The sequence below is a fragment of the Streptomyces sp. NBC_00461 genome (assembly GCF_036013935.1).
Lineage (GTDB): Bacteria > Actinomycetota > Actinomycetes > Streptomycetales > Streptomycetaceae > Streptomyces.
Genome location: NZ_CP107902.1, coordinates 3,082,731 through 3,100,441 on the forward strand (window position 1 = coordinate 3,082,731; position 17,711 = coordinate 3,100,441).

Genomic DNA, 17,711 nt, shown 5'->3' on the forward strand with positions numbered 1-17,711 from the left:
TCGTCGTGGCTGGTCGCGCTCACGCGGCGGCAGCCGCAAATTGAACACAGCCCCGCGCCCCTGGAGGGGCGCTCCAGCCCAGCGGAGTTTCAAGGATCCCTCCTTTCAGCGGTCCCTTGCCCTCTTCCGCGCCTTTCTGCATGAGCAGGATGATCCGGAGAGCTGCTACGAACTGCTCGCCCGTGATGCGGTCGACCAGGTCGAGCGCTACGACGGGCCCGTCGCCGGACGCACCGTCGTCGACGTCGGCGGAGGCAGCGGGTACTTCACCGAGGAGTTTCGGCGGCGGGGTGCGCTTGCCTATCTCTTCGAGCCGGACATACAGGAGTTGGGGGAGACGCCGCCCGAGTCGGCCGTGATCGCGGACGGGTATCTGCTGCCCCTGTCGGATGGGGTCGCGGATGTGACCTTCTCGTCCAACGTCCTTGAGCACGTGGCCGACCCGCAGACGTTTCTCAGTGAACTCGCCCGCGTCACCCGGCCCGGTGGGCTCATCTACGTCTCGTTCACCAACTGGCTGTCGCCCTGGGGCGGTCACGAGTGGGCGCCCTGGCACTACTTCGGCGCCGAGCGGGCCCGCGCCCGCTACCGGCGCCGTACCGGAAAGCCCGCCAAGCACACCCTCGGCGAGAACCTCTTCGCCGTGCACATCGGCACCACGCTGCGGCAGGTGCGCGCCCGCGACGACGTCTCGGTCGTCTCGGCGCGCTCCCGCTACTGGCCGTTCCTCGCCGAGGCCGTCGTGAAGGCCCCCGGCGTAAGGGAGTTGGCCACCTGGAACCTTCTCCTCATCCTCCGGCGGTGTCCCCCATGACGACCACGGTCCAGGCTCCTCCTCCGGCAGCCGTCCCCACCACCGCGGCCACCTCGGGTCCCCCGGAGGGCCCGCGGTCGCGGCGCTGGCTGGTGGGGTTCTGGGCCGTGGTGTTCGTGCTGTTCGTGGTGGTGCACCCGGGGCGGCAGACCTTCGACACCAAGCTGGGTGTGACGGTCGACCCTGGCTCGTTCTTCTCCGGTCTGGGGCAGCTGTGGCACGACCAGGGATCCTTCGGCGGGATCCAGGACCAGTACGCCGGCTACCTGTGGCCGATGCTGCCGTTCTACTGGCTGGCCCATGCCGTGCGGCTGCCCGTGTGGCTGGCGGAGCGGCTGTGGCTGTCGCTGATCGTGTCCGTCGCCTTCTGGGGTGCGCTGCGGCTGGCCGAGCGGCTGCGGGTGGGCAGCGGGGGTTCCCGGCTGCTCGCGGGCGTCGCGTACGCGCTGTGGCCGGTGTTCACGATCGTCGTCGGGTCGACCTCGGCCGCCGTGCTGCCCGGTGCCTTTCTGCCCTGGGTGCTGCTGCCGCTGACCAGTGAGCGCTACGGCGCGCGGGTGGCGGCTCTGCGCTCGGCGCTGCTCGTGCCGTTCATGGGAGGTGTGAACGGCGCCTCCACGCTGGCCTCGCTGCTGCCGGTCGGGCTGTACCTCCTGTCCCGGCCGCCCGGGCCACGTCAGCGCAAGCTGATCGCCTGGTGGGCACCGGGGGTCGTCGTGGCGACGGCCTGGTGGTGGATCCCGCTGCTGATGCTCGGCGTCTACGGCGAGAACTTCCTTCCGTACGTGGAGACTTCGCAGACCTCGACGGCCACCATGTCGGCGACGGAGGCGCTGCGCGGGGCCGGCAACTGGGTCGCCTATCTGCACTTCGGCCAGGCGTGGCTGCCGGCGGGCTGGACCGTCGCCGCTTCGGTGATCGCCATCGTCTGCTCGGCGCTCGCGGCCGGGCTGGGCCTCGCGGGGCTGGCGAGACGGGACATGCCGGAGCGGCGGTGGCTGGTGCTGACCGTGATCTGCACCGGCCTGGTGCTGCTCGCGGGATACGGCGGCGCGTTCGGCGCGCCCTTCCACGGGGTCGTGCAGGACTGGCTGAACGGCGCGCTGGTCCCCTTCCGCAACATCTACAAGTTCCAGACCGGACTGGCTCTGGCGCTGGTCCTCGGGCTCGCCCATGTGGTGGGCGTGGCGGCGCAGGGGCGCGGGGCCCGGCCGGTGCGCGGCCGCCGGTTCGCCCCCCTGGTCGCGGCGGCCCTGATCCTTCCGGGCCTCATGTGGCCGTACCTCAACGGCTCGATCCTCAACCCTGGTTCCTTCCAGGAACTGCCCACGTACTGGAGGACCACGGCGAGCTGGCTTGCGAAGTACTCCCCCGACTCCCGCGCCCTCGTCGCCCCGGCCACCTCGCACGGCCTCTACACCTGGGGCTCCCCCATCGACCAGCCCCTCGACGTCCTCGCCAGGTCCCGCTGGGCGCAACGGGATTACGTCCCCTTCGGCACCCCGGGCAACCGGCGCGCGATGGACGCGGTCGAGGACGCCCTGGCCTCCGGCAGTGACGTCCCGGGCCTCGCCGACTATCTGAGCCGGGCCGGCCTCTACTACGTCGTCGTACGCAATGACCTGGACCCCGACCAGATCGGCTCGGTGCCGACCACGACGGTGAAGCGGACCCTGGAACAGTCGGGGTATGTCCGGGTGACGGGCTTCGGGCCGGTCATGACCGGCGGCACGATCGCCCATGACGCGCCGCTCCAGGTGGAAGGGCTGTACCCGCGGCAGCGGGCGGTGGAGATCTACGAGCCCGCGGGCAAGGGCGTGCCGAGGCCGGGGCAGGCCCATCTGCTGCCGGTCGCCGACACCGCCGTGGTCTCCGGCGGCCCCGAGGCGCTGCTCCCGACGGCGTCCGAGCTGCGCGGCCGGGCGAGTGTGCTGACCGGTGACAACCACCCCGGGCTCGGCTCCCCGTCCCTCCAGGTGGTCGGCGACGGGCTGCGCCGCGCGGACACCCGGTTCGGCCTGGTCGACGCCAACACGTCGTACACATACACGAGTTCGGAGCGGAACTCGCCGGACGCCGTGCAGGACCCGGGCCGGAGGCCGCACCAGATCCTGCCCACCAAGGGCCTCGGCCACCAGACGGTGGCCCAGCTGCGCGGCGCCCGCTCGGTGACCGCCTCCTCCAGCGGCAACTGGCTCTTCCACCTCCCCCAGTACGACCCGGTGAACGCCTTCGACGGCAATCCGGAGACCGCCTGGACGGAGGGCGCGCCGGACTCGGCGGACGGGCAGTGGCTGCGGATCGGCTTCACGGACACCTACGACATGCCGTCGTCGTTCGAGGTGACGCCGCTGCCGCAGCAGAGCGTGCGGTCGGCGGCGACGAAGGTGCGGGTGGAGACCGAGAAAGGGTCGAGGACCAGTTTCCTGCGGCCGAACGGCCAGACGCAGAGCGTCAAGGCACCGGCGGGCTCGACGAGTTGGATGAAGCTGACCATCGTCGACTCGGTGTCCCGTCGCTCGGGCCTCACCGGCGCGGGCTTCTCCGAGGTCCGCCTGCCGCACGTCCAGGTGACCCGGCTCCTGCGGCTGCCGACCGACGCGGACGGCTCGGACGCCGCCGCCACGATGATCTCCCTGCACCGCACCCCCGACCCCACCGGCCTCTCCGCCACCGGCACCGAGGCGGGCCTGCACCGGCGCTTCTCCACGGCCGCGGCGGGGACGTACGAGGTGAAGGCGAGCGCGGTGCCGGTGGCCGGTGAGGCGCTCGACAGGCTGCTGTACGAGGTCGCGCCCGACCAGCGCAACCGCATCGTGGCGACCGCCGACTCGACGGCGCCCCTCGGTGCGGGACTGTCCGCGCGCAACCTCACCGACGGCGACCTGACGACGGCGTGGATCGCGGGCGACCGGCCGACGATCCATCTGCGCTGGAACGGCAAACTGCCGGTCGGGGAAGTGGTGTTGGCACCGGCCGGCGGCCTGTCGAGCCGTCCGGACCAGGTGGACATCAGCTCGCCGGACGGCTCGACGACCGCCGGCGTCGACGAGAACGGCGTGGTCCGCTTCGACCCGATCACCACGGACGGTCTGGACATCACGATCACGCGGACGGCGCCGCTGACCCTGCACAACCCGGTCGCCGACGAGGACCTGCAGCTGCCCGTGGGCCTGACCGAGGCGTACATCCCGGCACTGGACCAGTACCGCACGCCGCAGCCGAGGAGCTCCCGCACGTTCTCGCTGCCGTGCGGGCGGGGGCCGGACGTGGCCGTGGACGGCGAGCTGTACCGGACGAGCGTGCGGGGGACGGTACAGGACCTGCGGGAACGCCGGCCGGTCGCCGTCACGCTCTGCCAACGAGGGCGCGCCGACAACGCGTTGGAGCTGACGGCGGGCGCGCACCGGGTCGAGGCCGGGGACGCCGGGCCTCTCCCGCTGACGGACGTCACCCTCACCCACGGCACGGTCACCGAGCCCACGGCGGTGGAACGCCGGTTGACGATACGGGACTGGCTGGGCGACCGCCGGGAGGTGACCGTCGGCTCCGGGGCGGCCATGTACCTGACGACGTACGAGAACTACAACGACGGCTGGAAGGCCACCCTGGGCGGCAAGGAGCTGACGTCGGTCCGCCTCGACGGCTGGCAGCAGGGCTGGCGGATCCCGGCCGGGGTTGGCGGCACGGTCAAGCTGTCGTACGAGCCCGCGACGACCTACGAGGGCGGGCTGATCGGCTCGGCTGTGGGGCTCGCGGTCCTGGTGGGCCTGGTCGTGTGGCGGCGGCGCGCACCGAACCCCGACCCGCCGCAGCCGGCTGCGCCGCTGCCGGGGCTGTGGCTCGGCACGGTGGTGCTGACCGCGGTGGGCATCGCGATCGCCGGGTGGTTCGCCCTGCTGGTGCCCGCGCTGGCCCTGCTGGCGTACCGACGGCACGCACCGCTCGTACCGATCGCGTTCGTGGCCCTCGCGGGGGCCGGGATCGCGGCGGCGACGGGGGCCGGTGAGCCGGTGGGCGCGGGGCACGGCTCGTTCGGGCACGCGGCCCAACTGCTGGCGTTGATCGGGCTGTTCGCGGGTCTGGTGAGCGTGCGGGAGCCGGACGAGGGGCCGGGGGCCACGGCAGTGCTGCCTCCGGTGCCGGCCACCGGCGCACCGTCCGGCTCCGAGGCACCCACACGGTCGTTGCCGCGCCGGCTGCGCGGCGCGAGGGGGCCGCAGCCCCGGAGCGAAGAGGTTCACGGGGCCGAGAGCAAGCCCTCCACCCCGCGCCCCGACACCGGACCGACCCTCTCGGCCCGCGGCCCCGGTGGACCGGATCCCGACCCACCCACCACCCGCATCACCTCCCGCACACCGAAGCCCCCGCCCGCACCGCCCGAGCAGACACCGGCCGAGCAGACACCGGCTCCGAACACCGACAGCGGAAGGGGCGATTCCAAGTGACCGCACCGGACCACCGTGCACGCGCCGAAAGCCCCGCGCGCCCACCGGGCCACACCCCCTTCCACGCCGCCCCGACGCTCCGATCGGCACCGCTCCAGGACACACAGAGCCCGACCACCACCATGGGGAGGGGCGACCCCGAATGACCGCCATCGAACACCCGGCACGCGCCGGCGGCGGCCCGGCTCGTCTGCCGGTTCGTATTCCGTTTCCGGTCGTCGACGAGGTCGCCCGGCACTGTGTCCAGGAGGAGGAGCCGGAGACGGTTCACATCGAGGTCCATCTGCCGGGGCGGCTGGACCGGGACCGGCTTCGTGCCGCGTTCGTGGCGGCCCTGCGTCGCCATCCGCGCATCCTGATGCGCGAAGCCCCGGGGCACTGGTATCGGCGGCGCTACGAATGGGAGTTGACCGGCGGGCCGGACGCGGAGGTGGTGTCCTTCCCGCCGGGGGGCCGGTGCGCGTTGCGGGACGCGCGGACGCGGGCACTGACGAGCGCCCCGCCGCTGTCCCTTTCTCCGCCGATACGCCTGGAGGTGGTGGAGGGGGCGGGCCCGGCGGAGGGCAGTGAGGCGACGGACGCCGTCGGCGTGCCGCCCGGGCGGCACACAGCCCCGCAACCGGGCGATCCCCGGGGCACCGTCCTCTTCCTCACCATCAACCACACCGCCCTGGACGGCCCGGCCTGTCTGCGTGTCCTGGCCACCGCGGCCGAGCTCTACGGAGGAAGGGACAACTCCCCCGCGGCACCCCCCGTACGCACGGCCGACGCCCCCCAGGGCCCCGGCGACACCCCCTCCAACTGGTCCCCGCCCGCCCGCGTCGCCCCCGGCACCCCCGAGCCCTCTCCCGGCAACGGCATGCTCGTCACCGAACTCCCCCTCCCCCACCGCCCGAAGGGCGCCCCGTACACGGTGAACGACCAACTCATGGTCACCACCGCCCTCACCATCGCCCACTGGAACAGGGAACACGGCGCCCACCCTCGCCCCCTGCGCATCACCATGCCCGTGGACGACCGCCTCCGGGACGCCACCATGCCCATCGGCAACGGCACCCGTCTGGTCGAAGTGCCCTTCAGCGCTGAGGAGTTGGCCGCCCACACTCGCGCCGACATGCCCGCCCTCCTGCGCGGCACGGCCATCCGCACCCGTGCCCTGAAATCCCTCCCCCGCCCCCAACTCGGCCACGGCGCCGCGCTCCTCACCGCGCCCGTCACTCCCGTGGCCTGGCGCGCCGCGCTGACCCGGGGCCTGCGCAGGGCGGCCGCGCCCTGGACGTCGACGACCCTGCTCAGCAACATCGGGCGCATCCCGTACCCGCTGGACTTCGGCGAGGAGGCGGGCCGTGCGCACGCGGTCTGGTTCTCGGCCCCCGCCCGTATGCCCCGCGGTCTGACCGTCACGACCGCGTCCACCGCGGGCCGCCTCCACCTCGCCCTGCGCTGGTCCCGCGCCCTGCTCAGCCACGGCGACGGCGCCCACCTCCGGGACCTGTTCGAGCACTACCTGCACTCCACGGAGGTCACCCCATGACCACCACCTCCACGCTCCGCCCCGGCCTCCGCGACTTCTACGAGAACCCCGCCGTCCCCGTCGCCTCCGGCACCCCCCGCACCCTCCGCCAGGCCCGCATGCTGGCCACCGCCCTCGGCCCGGCCACGGGCACCCCGCGCACCGTCCTCGACCTCGGCTGCGGGGACGGCACCGCCGCCGCCACCGCGGCGCCCCTGCTGTCCGGCCATCGCATCGTCGGCGTCGACTGGTCCCAGGACGCCCTCACCCGCGCCCGCACGCACCTGTCGTACGCCGTTCGTGGTGAACTCGGCGGCGGTGGGCTGCCGTTCAGGACCGCCTGTGCCGACGCCGTGCTGTTCAGCGAGGTCATCGAGCACCTGGTCGACCCGGATGCGGCGCTCGACGAGATCCGGCGCGTCCTGCGCCCCGGAGGCCACCTCCTGCTCTCCACCCCGAACCTGGCCGCCTGGTACAACCGCGCCCTCCTGCTGGCCGGTGTGCAGCCCGTGTTCTCCGAGGTCAGCCTGCGCGCGATCCACGGCCGGCCGGGGCGGGAGGTGGTGGGGCATCTGCGGCTCTACACCGCCCGCGCGCTACGGGAGTTCGTCGCCGCGTCCGGTTTCGAGATCGTGGAGATGAAGGGCGCCCCCTTCCACGGCGTACCGCGCACGCTGCGCCCGCTCGACCGGCTGGCCTGCGCCAGACCGTCAGTCGCCTCCATCCTGCTTCTGCACGCGCGAAGGACCTAGGGGGCGTGGCCATGTGGTGGGGAGTGGCGGCAGCCCTCGTGGCGAACCTCCTCTACAGCACCGGATTCGTGCTGGAGAAGCGGGCGTTGGCCGCACTGCCGGAGGTGACGATCCGTCAACCCGCCCGACTGCTGCGGCTGGTGCTCGGCAGCCCCCTCTGGATCGGCGGCTCGCTCGCCCTGGCCGCCGGCTTCGGCGCGCAGCTCGCCGTCTACCGGACCCTGCCGATCGCCGCGGCCCAGGGCATCTTCGTCTCCGGCCTGGTCCTGCTCGTCCTGCTCTCGGCCCGACTGCTGGGCGAGGAGACCACGGGCCGCGAGCGGTACGCGCTCGGCGCGATCCTGGCCGCGCTGCTCATGGTCGTACTGTCGCTGAAGGAGGCCGGCCCGGGTGCCGACACGGTCAGCCGCAGCGCCCCGTATCCACTGATCCTGCTGGTCTGCGTGCCGTCGCTGGCGGGTGGCGTGTGGCTCTACGGTGCCGCCGAGCGCCGCGCCCGCCACCGGCACCGCGCGCCGACCACGGGCGTGGAGTACGGGGTGGCCGTGGGCCTGCTGTACGGGGTCAGCTCGCTCGCCATCAAGGGCGTGTCGAGTTACCTGACGACCAGTGGGCCGAGCCACGCGGTCGTCGGCCTGCTCGGCTCCCCGTACCCGTATCTGCTGCTGTTCACCGGCGCGTTCGGCCTGGTCATGTCGCAGGCCGCGCTGCAGCGCTGCCGGGCTTCGCTGATCGTGCCCGTGTGCACCACCGTGACCTGTCTGTTCACGGCCGTACTCGGCACGCTCTCGTTCGGCGAGGCCCTCCCGCACGACCCCCTGCGCCTGGCCCTGCGCCTGGCGGGCACCGCCCTCGCCGTCTCGGTACTCCTGGCCATGCCCCGGCACGATCCGCGGCCGGAACCACCGACTCCACCCCAACCCCCCATTGCCACCAAGGAGTTGACCCCTCCATGAAGCCCGACGACCCACTGCTGCGGATCCTGGCGTGCCCGCTCGACAAGGGCCCGCTGCACCTTCTCCTGCCGGACGGGCCGACGGCCGACGAGGCCCTCTACAACCCGCGTCTGCACCGGCGTTACCCGATCGTCGACGGCATTCCTCAGTTGCTGCCGTCCTCCGGGGAGCAGGTGTCGGACGACGAGCACGAGGCCCTCCTGGAGCGGATCTCGTCGTGACCGCACCCCGTACCCTGGCCGCCCGTCTGGCCCCGCACCTGCCCGTCCGCCTGGTGGCGGCCACCGCGCGGGCGGTCTACCCGCGCTTCGAACCCGAGCTGGCCCGGCTGTCCGACCTGTGCCCGGCCGGCTGCGGCACCGCTGTGGACGTCGGCGGCTGGTACGGCCCGTGGACCCGGCGTCTGGCGGGGCGGGCACGTCAGGTGGTGACCGTCGAACCGGTCCCCCACCTGGCCCGCCTCCTCACCTCCGCCGCCCCGGCGAACGTCCGTGTCGTCCAGGCCGCCGCCTCGGACCGCCCGGGCACCGCCCGGCTGTGGCTGCCCGCGGACGACGCCGGCGACCGGGGCGTGTCCTCCCTGGTCCGCCGTGACATCCACGCCCACGCCCTGCACGTCCCCTGCGTCACCCTCGACGAACTCGGCCTACGGGACGTCGACTTCATCAAGATCGACGTGGACGGCAGCGAACTGGCGGTGCTGCGCGGGGCGACGGGCCTGCTGGCCCGCGACCGCCCCGCCCTCTTCGTCGAGCTGGAGTCCCGCATCCAGCCGATCACCCCCGTCGTCACCTACCTCTCCCTGCTGCGCTACGACGGCTGGGTCCTGCCCGGCTCGACCTGGATGCCGCTCGCGCGGTTCCCCCTGGAAGCCCATCAGGCGGGCGCCTCGCACGTCGTCTCCCAGGGGCTGCTGGGCCGCGTCCTGCCGTTCCGCGCGCACCCCCGTTACGTCAACTCCGTCCTCTTCCTCCCGGACGGGCGCCGCCCGGGTGTCAGTGCCGTGGGCGACCATGGTTCCCATGCCGTCCGCCACGCACCCCGCTAGCCCCTTCACCCCCCGCGACTTCCAGCTGGTCCTGCTGCGCCGCATGGCCGACCACAATCCGGGCCTGGTGGAGGACGCCCGCCACGCACTGGGCGCCTCCATCGCCGACATGAGAGAGGCCAACAAGCGCTGGCAGGCGATGCTGCGCTCCCCCCGCTCCCGGGCCGCCGCCTCCCGATACCGCTCGATCCTCGGCGCCCCGGAGTCGACGCTCACCCGCAGGATCGGCGACATGGTCTGCGAGGCATGGCTCTTCCCCGTCCCCCTCTGGCCTGACCTGCGCTTCGAGGTGCTGCTCGGTCCGAACGGCGCGGTGTGGAACGAATGGCTGATCCGCGCCCCGGAAGCCGAGGGACCTGACCTGAAGACGCTCGCCGACCTCACCCCCTGGTCCTGCACGGTCGACGAGGCAGCCCGCGCCTTCGCCCCCGCCCGGCCGCTGGAGGGCACGGCCCCGACCCGATGGGGGCTGGCCTTCACGGCCCCGGACGGGGAGGGGGTGCGGCGGGAGGTGGCGGCCGAGTTCACGTGGGGGTTGCTGCAGCGGGTCGCGGTCGGCGAATGAGGCGGACTCCGGCCTTGCCGTCCTTGACAGCCACGACGTTCACCAGCCGACCGTGTCCAGCCATGTGCGGTACCGACTGCGGAAGGGCTCCGTGCCGTCCTGCAGAGCGCCTGTGAGCCACTCGGCTGCCGCAGTCGCCTGCGCGACCACCTCCGGCGGGTAGCCGTACCGGACCCGATGACGGGCGAACTCGTCCTCGTCATCGACGAAGACGGCACCCGTCGCTCGTGTCCGGCACACATCGAGATCCAGGTCGACCATGGTGACCTCTGCGGGGTTCGGCCACTCGGACGGCGTGGTGACATCGCAGTAGACATCCAGGCGAGCAGGGGCCGCCTGGAAGAGCGCGGTCCACCAGGCATCGCGGGGAAAGAGCATGACCCGCGGCTCCTCAGTCGTGTAGACCGGTCCCACTTCGCCTTTGCTGTAGACCGTGCCGACCTGCTCGCCCAGCCACACTCCGTGCTCGTCCTCACCGAGACGGACCATCGGATGGTGCCAGTGCCGGCGGCCGTGGAACTTGCGCACGGAGACGAGAACCTCGGCAACGGTCATGCTCAGGAGGCTACTTGGCAGTCCTCCCCGCTGAATCTCCCCGGTCGGAGCACTGGCGTCCGGCCTCCGTCAGGATCGCTGCCACCACGGCGGACACCGACCCGGGATGCAGACCGAGGAAGAGGTTCGGCTCGACCAGTTCCAGCTCCATCACCCGCGGCTGCCCGTCCGCCCCGTCGACGAGGTCGACGCGCGCGTACAGCAGCCCGGGTGCGTCCGGTACGGCGGCCAACGCGTGCTCGGCGACGGCGAGTTCCGCCTCCGTCGGGGTCCACGGCACCAGGTCCGGGTGGGCCACCTTGTCGGCGTCGTAGGCCGTTCCCGGCGCCAGCACGGCGCCCTTCCGGCTGGCGTGCAGGAACCGTCCGCCGAAGAACTGCAGCGCACGCTCACCACTGACGTCGATGCCGGACAGATACGGCTGCACCATCGCGGTCAGCCCTTCCTCGTGCATGCGCGCGAGGTGTCGTACGGCCCTGTCGTGGTCGTCCGGCGTGTAGCGGGCGGCGTACCGGGCTCCCGCGCCCGAGGTCGGCTTGACGACGTACTCGTGGTCGTCGGGAAGGCCGGGGGCGTCGCCGGGCGCGAGATACCGGGTGGGGACGACGGGCGCGTCGGCCGCCGCGAGATCCCCGAGGTACCGCTTGTCGGTGTTCCAGCGCACGATCTGGGCCGGATTGGCGAGCCGGGTGACAGCGGCGCACTTCTGCGCCCACGCCACGAACTCGCCCGCCCGCCAGCTGTAGTCCCAGGTCGAGCGGATGACGACGAGATCGAACCCGCTCCAGTCGGTGCCTGGGTCGTCCCAGGGCACGGCGACGGCCTCGGCCCCGGCCTCCCGCAGCGCACGCACCAGGACGGGAAGGTCGCCGTCCCTGCTGGGGTGCGGTCCGGGGTCGTAGGTGGCGAGGGCGACACGGGTCACGGCGGCCTCCGGTCTCGTGGGTGCGTGGGTGCGTGGGGCAGGGGATCACTCGGCAGGGTATGAGCAGGTTAACCGGGGCGTGAGGGGGGTCGCCGTGACGCCCCTGTGGCCGGCCCTGGGCATCGAGGCCCGATGATGGTCATGCCCGGCTTGGAGCAAGCAGTGATCGTCGACAGTCAGGAGTACGACGCGTGACCTCTCTCTTCCCGGCCCTGGAGAATCCGAACGCTCGCCTCGCCCTGCGGTTCGGGGACCGGTCCCTGACGTATGCCGAGCTGGCCGCGGCGACCGGCGCCCTGGCGGGCCGGATCCCGGCCGGCGGCCGGGTCGCCGTCTGGGCCACGCCCGGGCTGGAGACCGCGGTGGCCGTGGTGGCGGCGCTGCGGGTGGGGGTGGCCGCCGTGCCGCTCAATCCGAAGTCGGGCGGGAAGGAGCTCGGGCACATCCTGTCCGACAGCGCACCGTCGGCGGTGCTGGCGGCACCGGGGGACGAACTCCCCGCCGCCATGGGCGAGTTGGAGCGCATCGAGGTGGACGTCCACGGCACGGGAGGCATCGCCCCGGCCCCCGCCGTCACCGCCGAAGACCCCGCCCTGATCGTCTACACGTCCGGCACCACCGGCCCGCCCAAGGGTGCCGTCATCCCGCGCCGGGCGATCGCCACCACCCTGGACGCGCTCGCCGACGCCTGGCAGTGGACCGGCGACGACGTGCTCGTGCACGGGCTGCCGCTGTTCCATGTGCACGGTCTGGTGCTGGGCGTCCTGGGCCCGCTCCGGCGCGGCGGCTGTGTCCGGCACCTGGGCGGATTCAGTACGGAGGGTGTGGCACGCGAGCTCAACGACGGCGCGACCATGCTGTTCGGGGTGCCGACGATGTACCACCGGATCGCCCAGGCCCTCTCCACGGAACCGGAGTTGGTGAAGGCACTCGGATCGGCGCGGCTGCTCGTCTCCGGCTCCGCCGCGCTGCCCGTGCACGACCACGAGCGCATCGCCGCCGCGACCGGACGTCGGGTCGTCGAGCGCTACGGCATGACGGAGACGCTCATGAACACCAGTGTGCAGGCCGACGGCGAGCCGCGCGCGGGGACCGTCGGCCTGCCGCTGCCCGGCGTCGAGCTGCGGCTCGTCGAGGAGGACGGGTCGGCCATCACCTCGTACGACTCACAGACCGTGGGCGAGATCCAGGTCCGCGGGCCGAACCTCTTCACCGGATACCTGAACCGGCCCGACGCGACCGAGGCCGCTTTCACGGCCGACGGCTGGTTCCGCACCGGTGACATGGCGGTGTGCGATCCCGACGGGTACGTCCGCATCGTCGGCCGCAAGGCCACCGACCTGATCAAGAGCGGGGGTTACAAGATCGGGGCCGGTGAGATCGAGAACGCGCTGCTGGAGCATCCGGGGGTGCGGGAGGCCGCGGTCACCGGGGAGCCGGACGCGGACCTGGGCGAGCGGATCGTGGCATGGGTGGTGCCGGAGGATCCCCAATCGCCGCCCGGAGCACAGGAGTTGGCGGACCATGTGGCCGGCCGTCTCGCCCCGCACAAGCGGCCGCGCGTCGTGCACTACCTCGCCGCCCTCCCCCGCAACGACATGGGGAAGATCATGAAGCGGGCGCTGAACCGTGACTGAACGCCTCTCCGCACGCGCGTTCCTGGCCCTGGTCGCGGACGAGTCGACCTTCACCGAACTCCCGCACCCCACAAGGGACTCCGGGGCCAAGGAGGCCAAGCCCGACGGCCCCCTCGCCTGGCGCGGCTACGACGCCTCGCGCGCCCGTGCCGCCGAGCACACCGGCGAGCAGGAGTCCGTCGTGTGCGGCACCGCGACCGTCACGGGGACGCGGGCCGTGCTGCTCGCCTTCGAGTTCGGCTTCCTCGGCGGCTCGCTCGGCGAACGCACCGGCGACCGGCTGGAGTCGGCGTACGCCTACGCCCGCGCGCACCGTCTCCCCGTCGTCCCGCTGGTCGCCACCGGTGGCAGCCGTATGCAGGAGGGCATGCTCGCGCTGACCCAACTCCAGCGCGTGGCCCGTCAGTCGGCGCTGACCCGGGAGGCGGGCCTCCCGCAGATCGCCGTCCTGCGGGATCCCACGACAGGCGGCGGCTGGGCGACGCTGGGCGCGGGAGCCGACGTCGTCCTCGCCCTGCCGGGCGCGCAGGTCGGCTTCGCCGGCTCCCGGGTCCGCCCGCCGGACGCGGACCCGGCGGCGTACCGGGCGGAGGCGCAGGTGGCGGCGGGCGCGGCCGACGCGGTGGTACCTCTGGCGGACCTGCGGGTGGCGCTGGGCCGCTGGCTGCGGCTGCTGACGGGCGGGGCGGGATCCCTTCGGGCCCCCTCCGAGCCCGCGACCGCCCCCACCGCTCCCGGCCCCACCGCTCCCGTTGCGGCGGCTCCCGTTCCGGCCGCGCTCGGCGCCGGTGACCTCCCCGGCACCGGCTGGGCGGCGGTCCGGCGCGCCCGCTCGACCGAACGACCCCGCGCACAGGCCTACCTGGATGCCTACTTCACCCATCGTGTCCCCCTCAGCGGCGACCGCTGCGGCGGCACCGACCGCGGCATGCTCTGCGGTTTCGGCGAGCGGGACGGACGTACCGTCGCCTACGCCGCCCAGGCCGGGACCGCGACCCGCCCCGCGGGCTACCGCACCGCCGCCCGGCTGATCCGCCTCGCGGACCGGCTCCGCATCCCGGTGCTGACCCTGGTGGACACCCCGGGCGCGGCCAACGACGCGGAGGCGGAGCGGCAGGGCGCGGGCGCGGCGATCGCGGAGCTGTTCGGCGCGGTGGCGGCGGCCCGTACGCCGGTCACCACGCTCGTCATCGGCGAAGGCGGGTCCGGGGGTGCGCTGGCGCTGGCCGCGCCGGACAACACCTGGGCCACCCCGGACAGTTACTTCTCCGTCATCGCCCCGGAGCTCGCGGCCGCGATCCTCAAGCGGCCGGCCGACCAGGTGGAGGCGACGGCCGACCAACTCCGCATCCGGCCCCAGGACCTGGTGGAACTGGGGGTGATCCGCGGCGTTGTCGAACCCGCGGCCCGACCCCGGCCCTGACCTCGACCTTCCGTCAGTGGGGTCGCTCGCCCCCTTCTCCCCCAAGCCGCCCGATCCCTGCGAGCACCCTCGCACCTCGCCCCGGCCGCTCTTACCCGAGGCTTATATCATGACATAAGTCACAAAACCCCCATTCAGCCGCACCCCCACCCGGCCCCCCATAAAACGCGCTCCCCGCCCCACCTCCCGCACGATGCCTATAAGGCCCGCCACCCGGCGGCCACCACGGTCTGCGCTCTCGGGAGGACCCCCGCATGACTGCCAGTCTGGAGCAGTTGCGCCGCTGCCATTTCGCCGTCGATCTGGGGGCGGCCCGGACCCGCGTCTACGTCAAGGGCGCCGGCCTCGTCGTCGACCAGCCGTCCGCCGCCGCCGTGAACACCCAAACCGGCGCTCTCATCGCCGTGGGCGAGTTCGCCGAGAAGATGAAGGGCCGCACCCCGGACTACATCCGCGTCATCCGCCCGGTGTCCGGCGGCACCGTCGTCGACATCGAGATGGCGCAGCGCATGCTCCGGCAGCTGCTCGGCGACAAGATGCGCCGCGCCCTGCGCCGCAAGCCCTTCCTGCGCGCCGCGGCCTGCGTCCCGCACGACGCCGACCCGCTGGCCCGGCGCGCGGCCGTCGAGACGCTCGTCGGGCTCGGCGCACGGCGCGTGGAGCTCGTGGACACGCTCATCGCGGCCGCCGTGGGGTGCGGACTGCCCGTGGAACAGCCCGAGGCCACCATGATCATGGTCTGCGGGGCGGCCGCGACCCAGATCGCCGTGCTCTCCCTCGGATCCATCGTCACCGCCGAGCGCGTTCCCGTCGGCGGCGAGGCCGTGGACCACGCGATCGTCCAACACCTGCGCCACGAACACGAGTTGATGCTCCCCAGCCAGTCCGTACGACCCCTCCAGATCGCCCTGTCCGGCAACGGGATCACCTCCCAGGGCCCGGCGTCCACGGAGATCCACGGGCGGGACGTCGCCACCGGTCTCGCCCGCTGCGTGCGGGTCGACACCGCCGCGGTGCGCGACGCGATCGAGACGCCGCTGACCGCCGTGCTCGACGGCATCGGAAGGGTGCTGCGCGGCTGCCCGCCCGACCTGGTGGCCGACCTCGTCGACCGCGGGATCACGATGGTGGGCGGCAGCGCGCTGCTGCCGGGCCTCGACCAGATGCTGCGGCAGGCCACCAAGATGCCCGTGCACATCGCCGAACGGCCCGACGTGTGTGCCGTACAGGGCCTGGGCTACATGCTGGAGGGCAAGATCGAGCCACTGGTGCTCGACCCGATCTCCGGCTGAGCCCTCCCTGGCTCCCGGAGCACCGCGGGCACCCCGGGCAGGCCGGGCTCACGGACGGGACGCCGAGCGGGCCCAGCCGGGTCCGTCACGAGCGGTTCGGCAGCCTCCGCCTCCCCGTCCACGAGGACCGCGACGCGCTCGCCGTGGTCAATGGGCGAACCAGCAGCGGACGGTCGTGCCGCCGGGGCCCGTGTGCATCCGGACCAGGTCCGCGACCAGGTTGACCAGGAGGAGCCCGCGGCCACCGCGCTGTTCGCGGGCGGCGGGCCGGCGTCCGGCCAGCGGGTCGGCGAGGTGGCCCTTGTCCCGCACCTCGCACACCACGTACCCGTCCTCGGACCACACCCCGAGCGTGCCCGAACCGCCGCCGTGCAGCACGCTGTTGGTGGCCAGTTCGGCGACGCTCAGCGCCAGGTCCTCGACCCGGGCCGATGACAGGCCGAGCCGTACGGCCTCGTCGACCGCGAGGTGCCGGGCCTCGCTGAGGGAGTCCGCGTCGAAGCGGTGGGGCACCACGTCCGGTACGGGCGGCAGCGGCTGGTTGTAGCGGGCCATGACGTCCGCGGGCGCGTACGCCCGGCTGTCCTCCTCCCGCCCCGAGCCGCCCCGGACGAAGGTGGGGTGGGTGGCGTACGCGTCGGCGATGACCTGCGGGTCCAGGCGCCGGGTGTCGTACGGGCACAGGATGGTCGCCGTACGGCCCCGGAAGGCCGCGTTGATCAGCGCCTCGTGCTGGACGCAGGCCGGGTACTCGGTGGGCGAGCGGCCGGCCCAGATCGGTTCGCCGATGATGCTGACCCGGCTGCCGAGCGGCTGGGCGTCGGCGAAGGCTCGCAGCACTCCGGGGATGATCCGGCCGGGGTTGCGTCCGGCCTTCCGCATGTCCAGGAACCGAACGGCGTCGGCCGCGGCTCCCAGCTCGTCCCGGATCAGCCGGAGGTTCGCCGTCGGCACGGCCACGGCGACGGGTTCGCCGGCCACGAGCGCGTCCCGCACGAAGGGGACGGTGCCCGCCAGGTACTCGTGCTCGTCGCCGTAGAGGAGGGCGGGGTGGATGAAGGGGTCGAGGGTGGCGAAGAGATCGGTCGCGCTCATGACCACCACCGTCTCGCCTGTCCCACTCGGATTCCTCGACAGCAGACCGCGTACCCGCTTCGGGCGGCCGTCATTCGCCAGTCCGGTGCATTCCGGGGCACTCGGGGCAGGCGCAGGTCAGCGCCACCGGGGCCGTCGAGGCGCGGTCGTGATCACTGCGCCGCACACACCTCCCAAGGGGCTGAACACCCTGGTGATCGATGCCCGCGTGACGGCGGGCCGGGCCGTCCTCGCCCCGCGCGGCGAGTTCGTCCACGGGTCTGCGGATCTCCTGACCACCACGCCGGCGGACCCGCCGGGTGAGCGATGGCCTCACGGCCGGTCATCGACCAGGCGCGCGGCGTCCTGATGGCCACGCACGCCCGCACCTCGGACGAGGCGTGGACCATCCTGCGTCAGGCCTCGCAGCTCTCCGACACCGAGCTGCGCACGGTGGCCGCGGCGGTCACGGCGGGCGCGAAGATCGACGGCCCCGCCCCGCCGGAGGAGCTGCGCCGGGCCCTGCGTACGGCGATCACGCACTGCCTGCGCCGATCTCCGCATGCCATCAGTACGGCAGGATCCGGCCCGAGGGCGTCCTGCGGTCGATCGTGGTGTCGCGGGGCGTGGAGGGCCGGCGGTTGACGCGGACGCGGATCTGGCGGTTCATGACGCCCTCCTCGGGCCGGGGCCTACTGGTTGACCTCCC

Annotated in this window: 14 protein-coding genes and 1 pseudogene; 12 read left to right on the forward strand and 3 right to left on the reverse strand. The window is 73.2% G+C overall.

Annotated features, from left to right (window positions below; genetic code table 11):
* Positions 1-40 precede the first annotated feature (40 nt).
* The 8 genes from OG870_RS14530 to OG870_RS14565 all read left to right on the forward strand — a co-directional run bounded on the left by OG870_RS14530 (position 41) and on the right by OG870_RS14565 (position 10,096).
* Positions 41-814: a class I SAM-dependent methyltransferase gene (locus OG870_RS14530; RefSeq protein WP_266584925.1), complete on the forward strand. Its 774-nt coding sequence runs from the start codon at positions 41-43 to the stop codon at positions 812-814.
* Positions 811-5,262: an alpha-(1->3)-arabinofuranosyltransferase gene (locus OG870_RS14535; RefSeq protein WP_266840563.1), complete on the forward strand. Its 4,452-nt coding sequence runs from the start codon at positions 811-813 to the stop codon at positions 5,260-5,262. The genes OG870_RS14530 and OG870_RS14535 overlap by 4 nt, the downstream gene beginning before the upstream one ends.
* A 142-nt stretch (positions 5,263-5,404) precedes the next feature.
* Positions 5,405-6,796: a condensation protein gene (locus OG870_RS14540; protein ID WP_266840561.1), complete on the forward strand. Its 1,392-nt coding sequence runs from the start codon at positions 5,405-5,407 to the stop codon at positions 6,794-6,796.
* Complete coding sequence (locus OG870_RS14545; protein WP_266840559.1) at positions 6,793-7,527, forward strand: class I SAM-dependent methyltransferase; 735 nt, start codon at positions 6,793-6,795, stop codon at positions 7,525-7,527. The genes OG870_RS14540 and OG870_RS14545 overlap by 4 nt, the downstream gene beginning before the upstream one ends.
* A gap of 23 nt (positions 7,528-7,550) precedes the next feature.
* Positions 7,551-8,483: a hypothetical protein gene (locus OG870_RS14550; RefSeq protein ID WP_266588446.1), complete on the forward strand. Its 933-nt coding sequence runs from the start codon at positions 7,551-7,553 to the stop codon at positions 8,481-8,483.
* Positions 8,480-8,704, forward strand: coding sequence for a Trm112 family protein (locus tag OG870_RS14555; RefSeq protein ID WP_266513757.1), 225 nt, complete (start codon positions 8,480-8,482; stop codon positions 8,702-8,704). Before OG870_RS14550 ends, OG870_RS14555 begins: the two co-directional genes overlap by 4 nt.
* Positions 8,701-9,531, forward strand: coding sequence for an FkbM family methyltransferase (locus OG870_RS14560; RefSeq protein WP_266513760.1), 831 nt, complete (start codon positions 8,701-8,703; stop codon positions 9,529-9,531). The genes OG870_RS14555 and OG870_RS14560 overlap by 4 nt, the downstream gene beginning before the upstream one ends.
* Positions 9,497-10,096, forward strand: a complete 600-nt coding sequence (locus OG870_RS14565; RefSeq protein ID WP_266584917.1) for a hypothetical protein — start codon at positions 9,497-9,499, stop codon at positions 10,094-10,096. The genes OG870_RS14560 and OG870_RS14565 overlap by 35 nt, the downstream gene beginning before the upstream one ends.
* Positions 10,097-10,135: 39 nt before the next feature.
* Here the strand turns inward: OG870_RS14565 and OG870_RS14570 are convergent, their stop codons facing one another.
* A complete protein-coding gene (locus tag OG870_RS14570; protein ID WP_266584915.1) occupies positions 10,136-10,651 on the reverse strand; it encodes a DUF402 domain-containing protein in 516 nt (171 codons plus the stop codon).
* Between the two features lie 10 nt (positions 10,652-10,661).
* A complete protein-coding gene (locus OG870_RS14575) occupies positions 10,662-11,576 on the reverse strand; it encodes an ATP-grasp domain-containing protein (RefSeq protein WP_266584913.1) in 915 nt (304 codons plus the stop codon).
* 191 nt (positions 11,577-11,767) lie between these two features.
* On the opposite strand from OG870_RS14575, the gene OG870_RS14580 reads away from it, so the two are divergent.
* The 3 genes from OG870_RS14580 (at position 11,768) to OG870_RS14590 (ending at position 15,928) form a co-directional block, all read left to right on the forward strand.
* Positions 11,768-13,213: an acyl-CoA synthetase gene (locus tag OG870_RS14580; protein WP_266840555.1), complete on the forward strand. Its 1,446-nt coding sequence runs from the start codon at positions 11,768-11,770 to the stop codon at positions 13,211-13,213.
* Positions 13,206-14,636: a carboxyl transferase domain-containing protein gene (locus tag OG870_RS14585; protein WP_327690948.1), complete on the forward strand. Its 1,431-nt coding sequence runs from the start codon at positions 13,206-13,208 to the stop codon at positions 14,634-14,636. The genes OG870_RS14580 and OG870_RS14585 overlap by 8 nt, the downstream gene beginning before the upstream one ends.
* A gap of 254 nt (positions 14,637-14,890) precedes the next feature.
* On the forward strand, positions 14,891-15,928 hold the full coding sequence (locus OG870_RS14590) for a rod shape-determining protein (RefSeq protein WP_266513820.1): 1,038 nt from the start codon (positions 14,891-14,893) through the stop codon (positions 15,926-15,928).
* Positions 15,929-16,075: 147 nt separating this feature from the next.
* Here the strand turns inward: OG870_RS14590 and OG870_RS14595 are convergent, their stop codons facing one another.
* The gene (locus OG870_RS14595) at positions 16,076-17,023 is read right to left on the reverse strand and encodes a sensor histidine kinase (RefSeq protein WP_327690949.1); all 948 of its coding nucleotides are present in this window, start codon (positions 17,021-17,023) and stop codon (positions 16,076-16,078) included.
* 303 nt (positions 17,024-17,326) lie between these two features.
* On the opposite strand from OG870_RS14595, the pseudogene OG870_RS14600 reads away from it, so the two are divergent.
* Positions 17,327-17,647: pseudogene (locus OG870_RS14600) on the forward strand (ANTAR domain-containing protein); the annotation flags it as partial.
* Positions 17,648-17,711 lie beyond the last annotated feature (64 nt).

Excerpts from the sequence above, each read along its gene's own strand:
- OG870_RS14545 (WP_266840559.1), top strand. The coding sequence starts at position 6,793 with ATGACCACCACCTCCACGCTCCGCCCCGGCCTCCGCGACTTCTACGAG.
- OG870_RS14595 (WP_327690949.1), bottom strand. The coding sequence starts at position 17,023 with ATGAGCGCGACCGATCTCTTCGCCACCCTCGACCCCTTCATCCACCCC.
- OG870_RS14555 (WP_266513757.1), top strand. The coding sequence starts at position 8,480 with ATGAAGCCCGACGACCCACTGCTGCGGATCCTGGCGTGCCCGCTCGAC.
- OG870_RS14590 (WP_266513820.1), top strand. The coding sequence starts at position 14,891 with ATGACTGCCAGTCTGGAGCAGTTGCGCCGCTGCCATTTCGCCGTCGAT.
- OG870_RS14540 (WP_266840561.1), top strand. The coding sequence starts at position 5,405 with ATGACCGCCATCGAACACCCGGCACGCGCCGGCGGCGGCCCGGCTCGT.
- OG870_RS14570 (WP_266584915.1), bottom strand. The coding sequence starts at position 10,651 with ATGACCGTTGCCGAGGTTCTCGTCTCCGTGCGCAAGTTCCACGGCCGC.
- OG870_RS14565 (WP_266584917.1), top strand. The coding sequence starts at position 9,497 with ATGGTTCCCATGCCGTCCGCCACGCACCCCGCTAGCCCCTTCACCCCC.
- OG870_RS14535 (WP_266840563.1), top strand. The coding sequence starts at position 811 with ATGACGACCACGGTCCAGGCTCCTCCTCCGGCAGCCGTCCCCACCACC.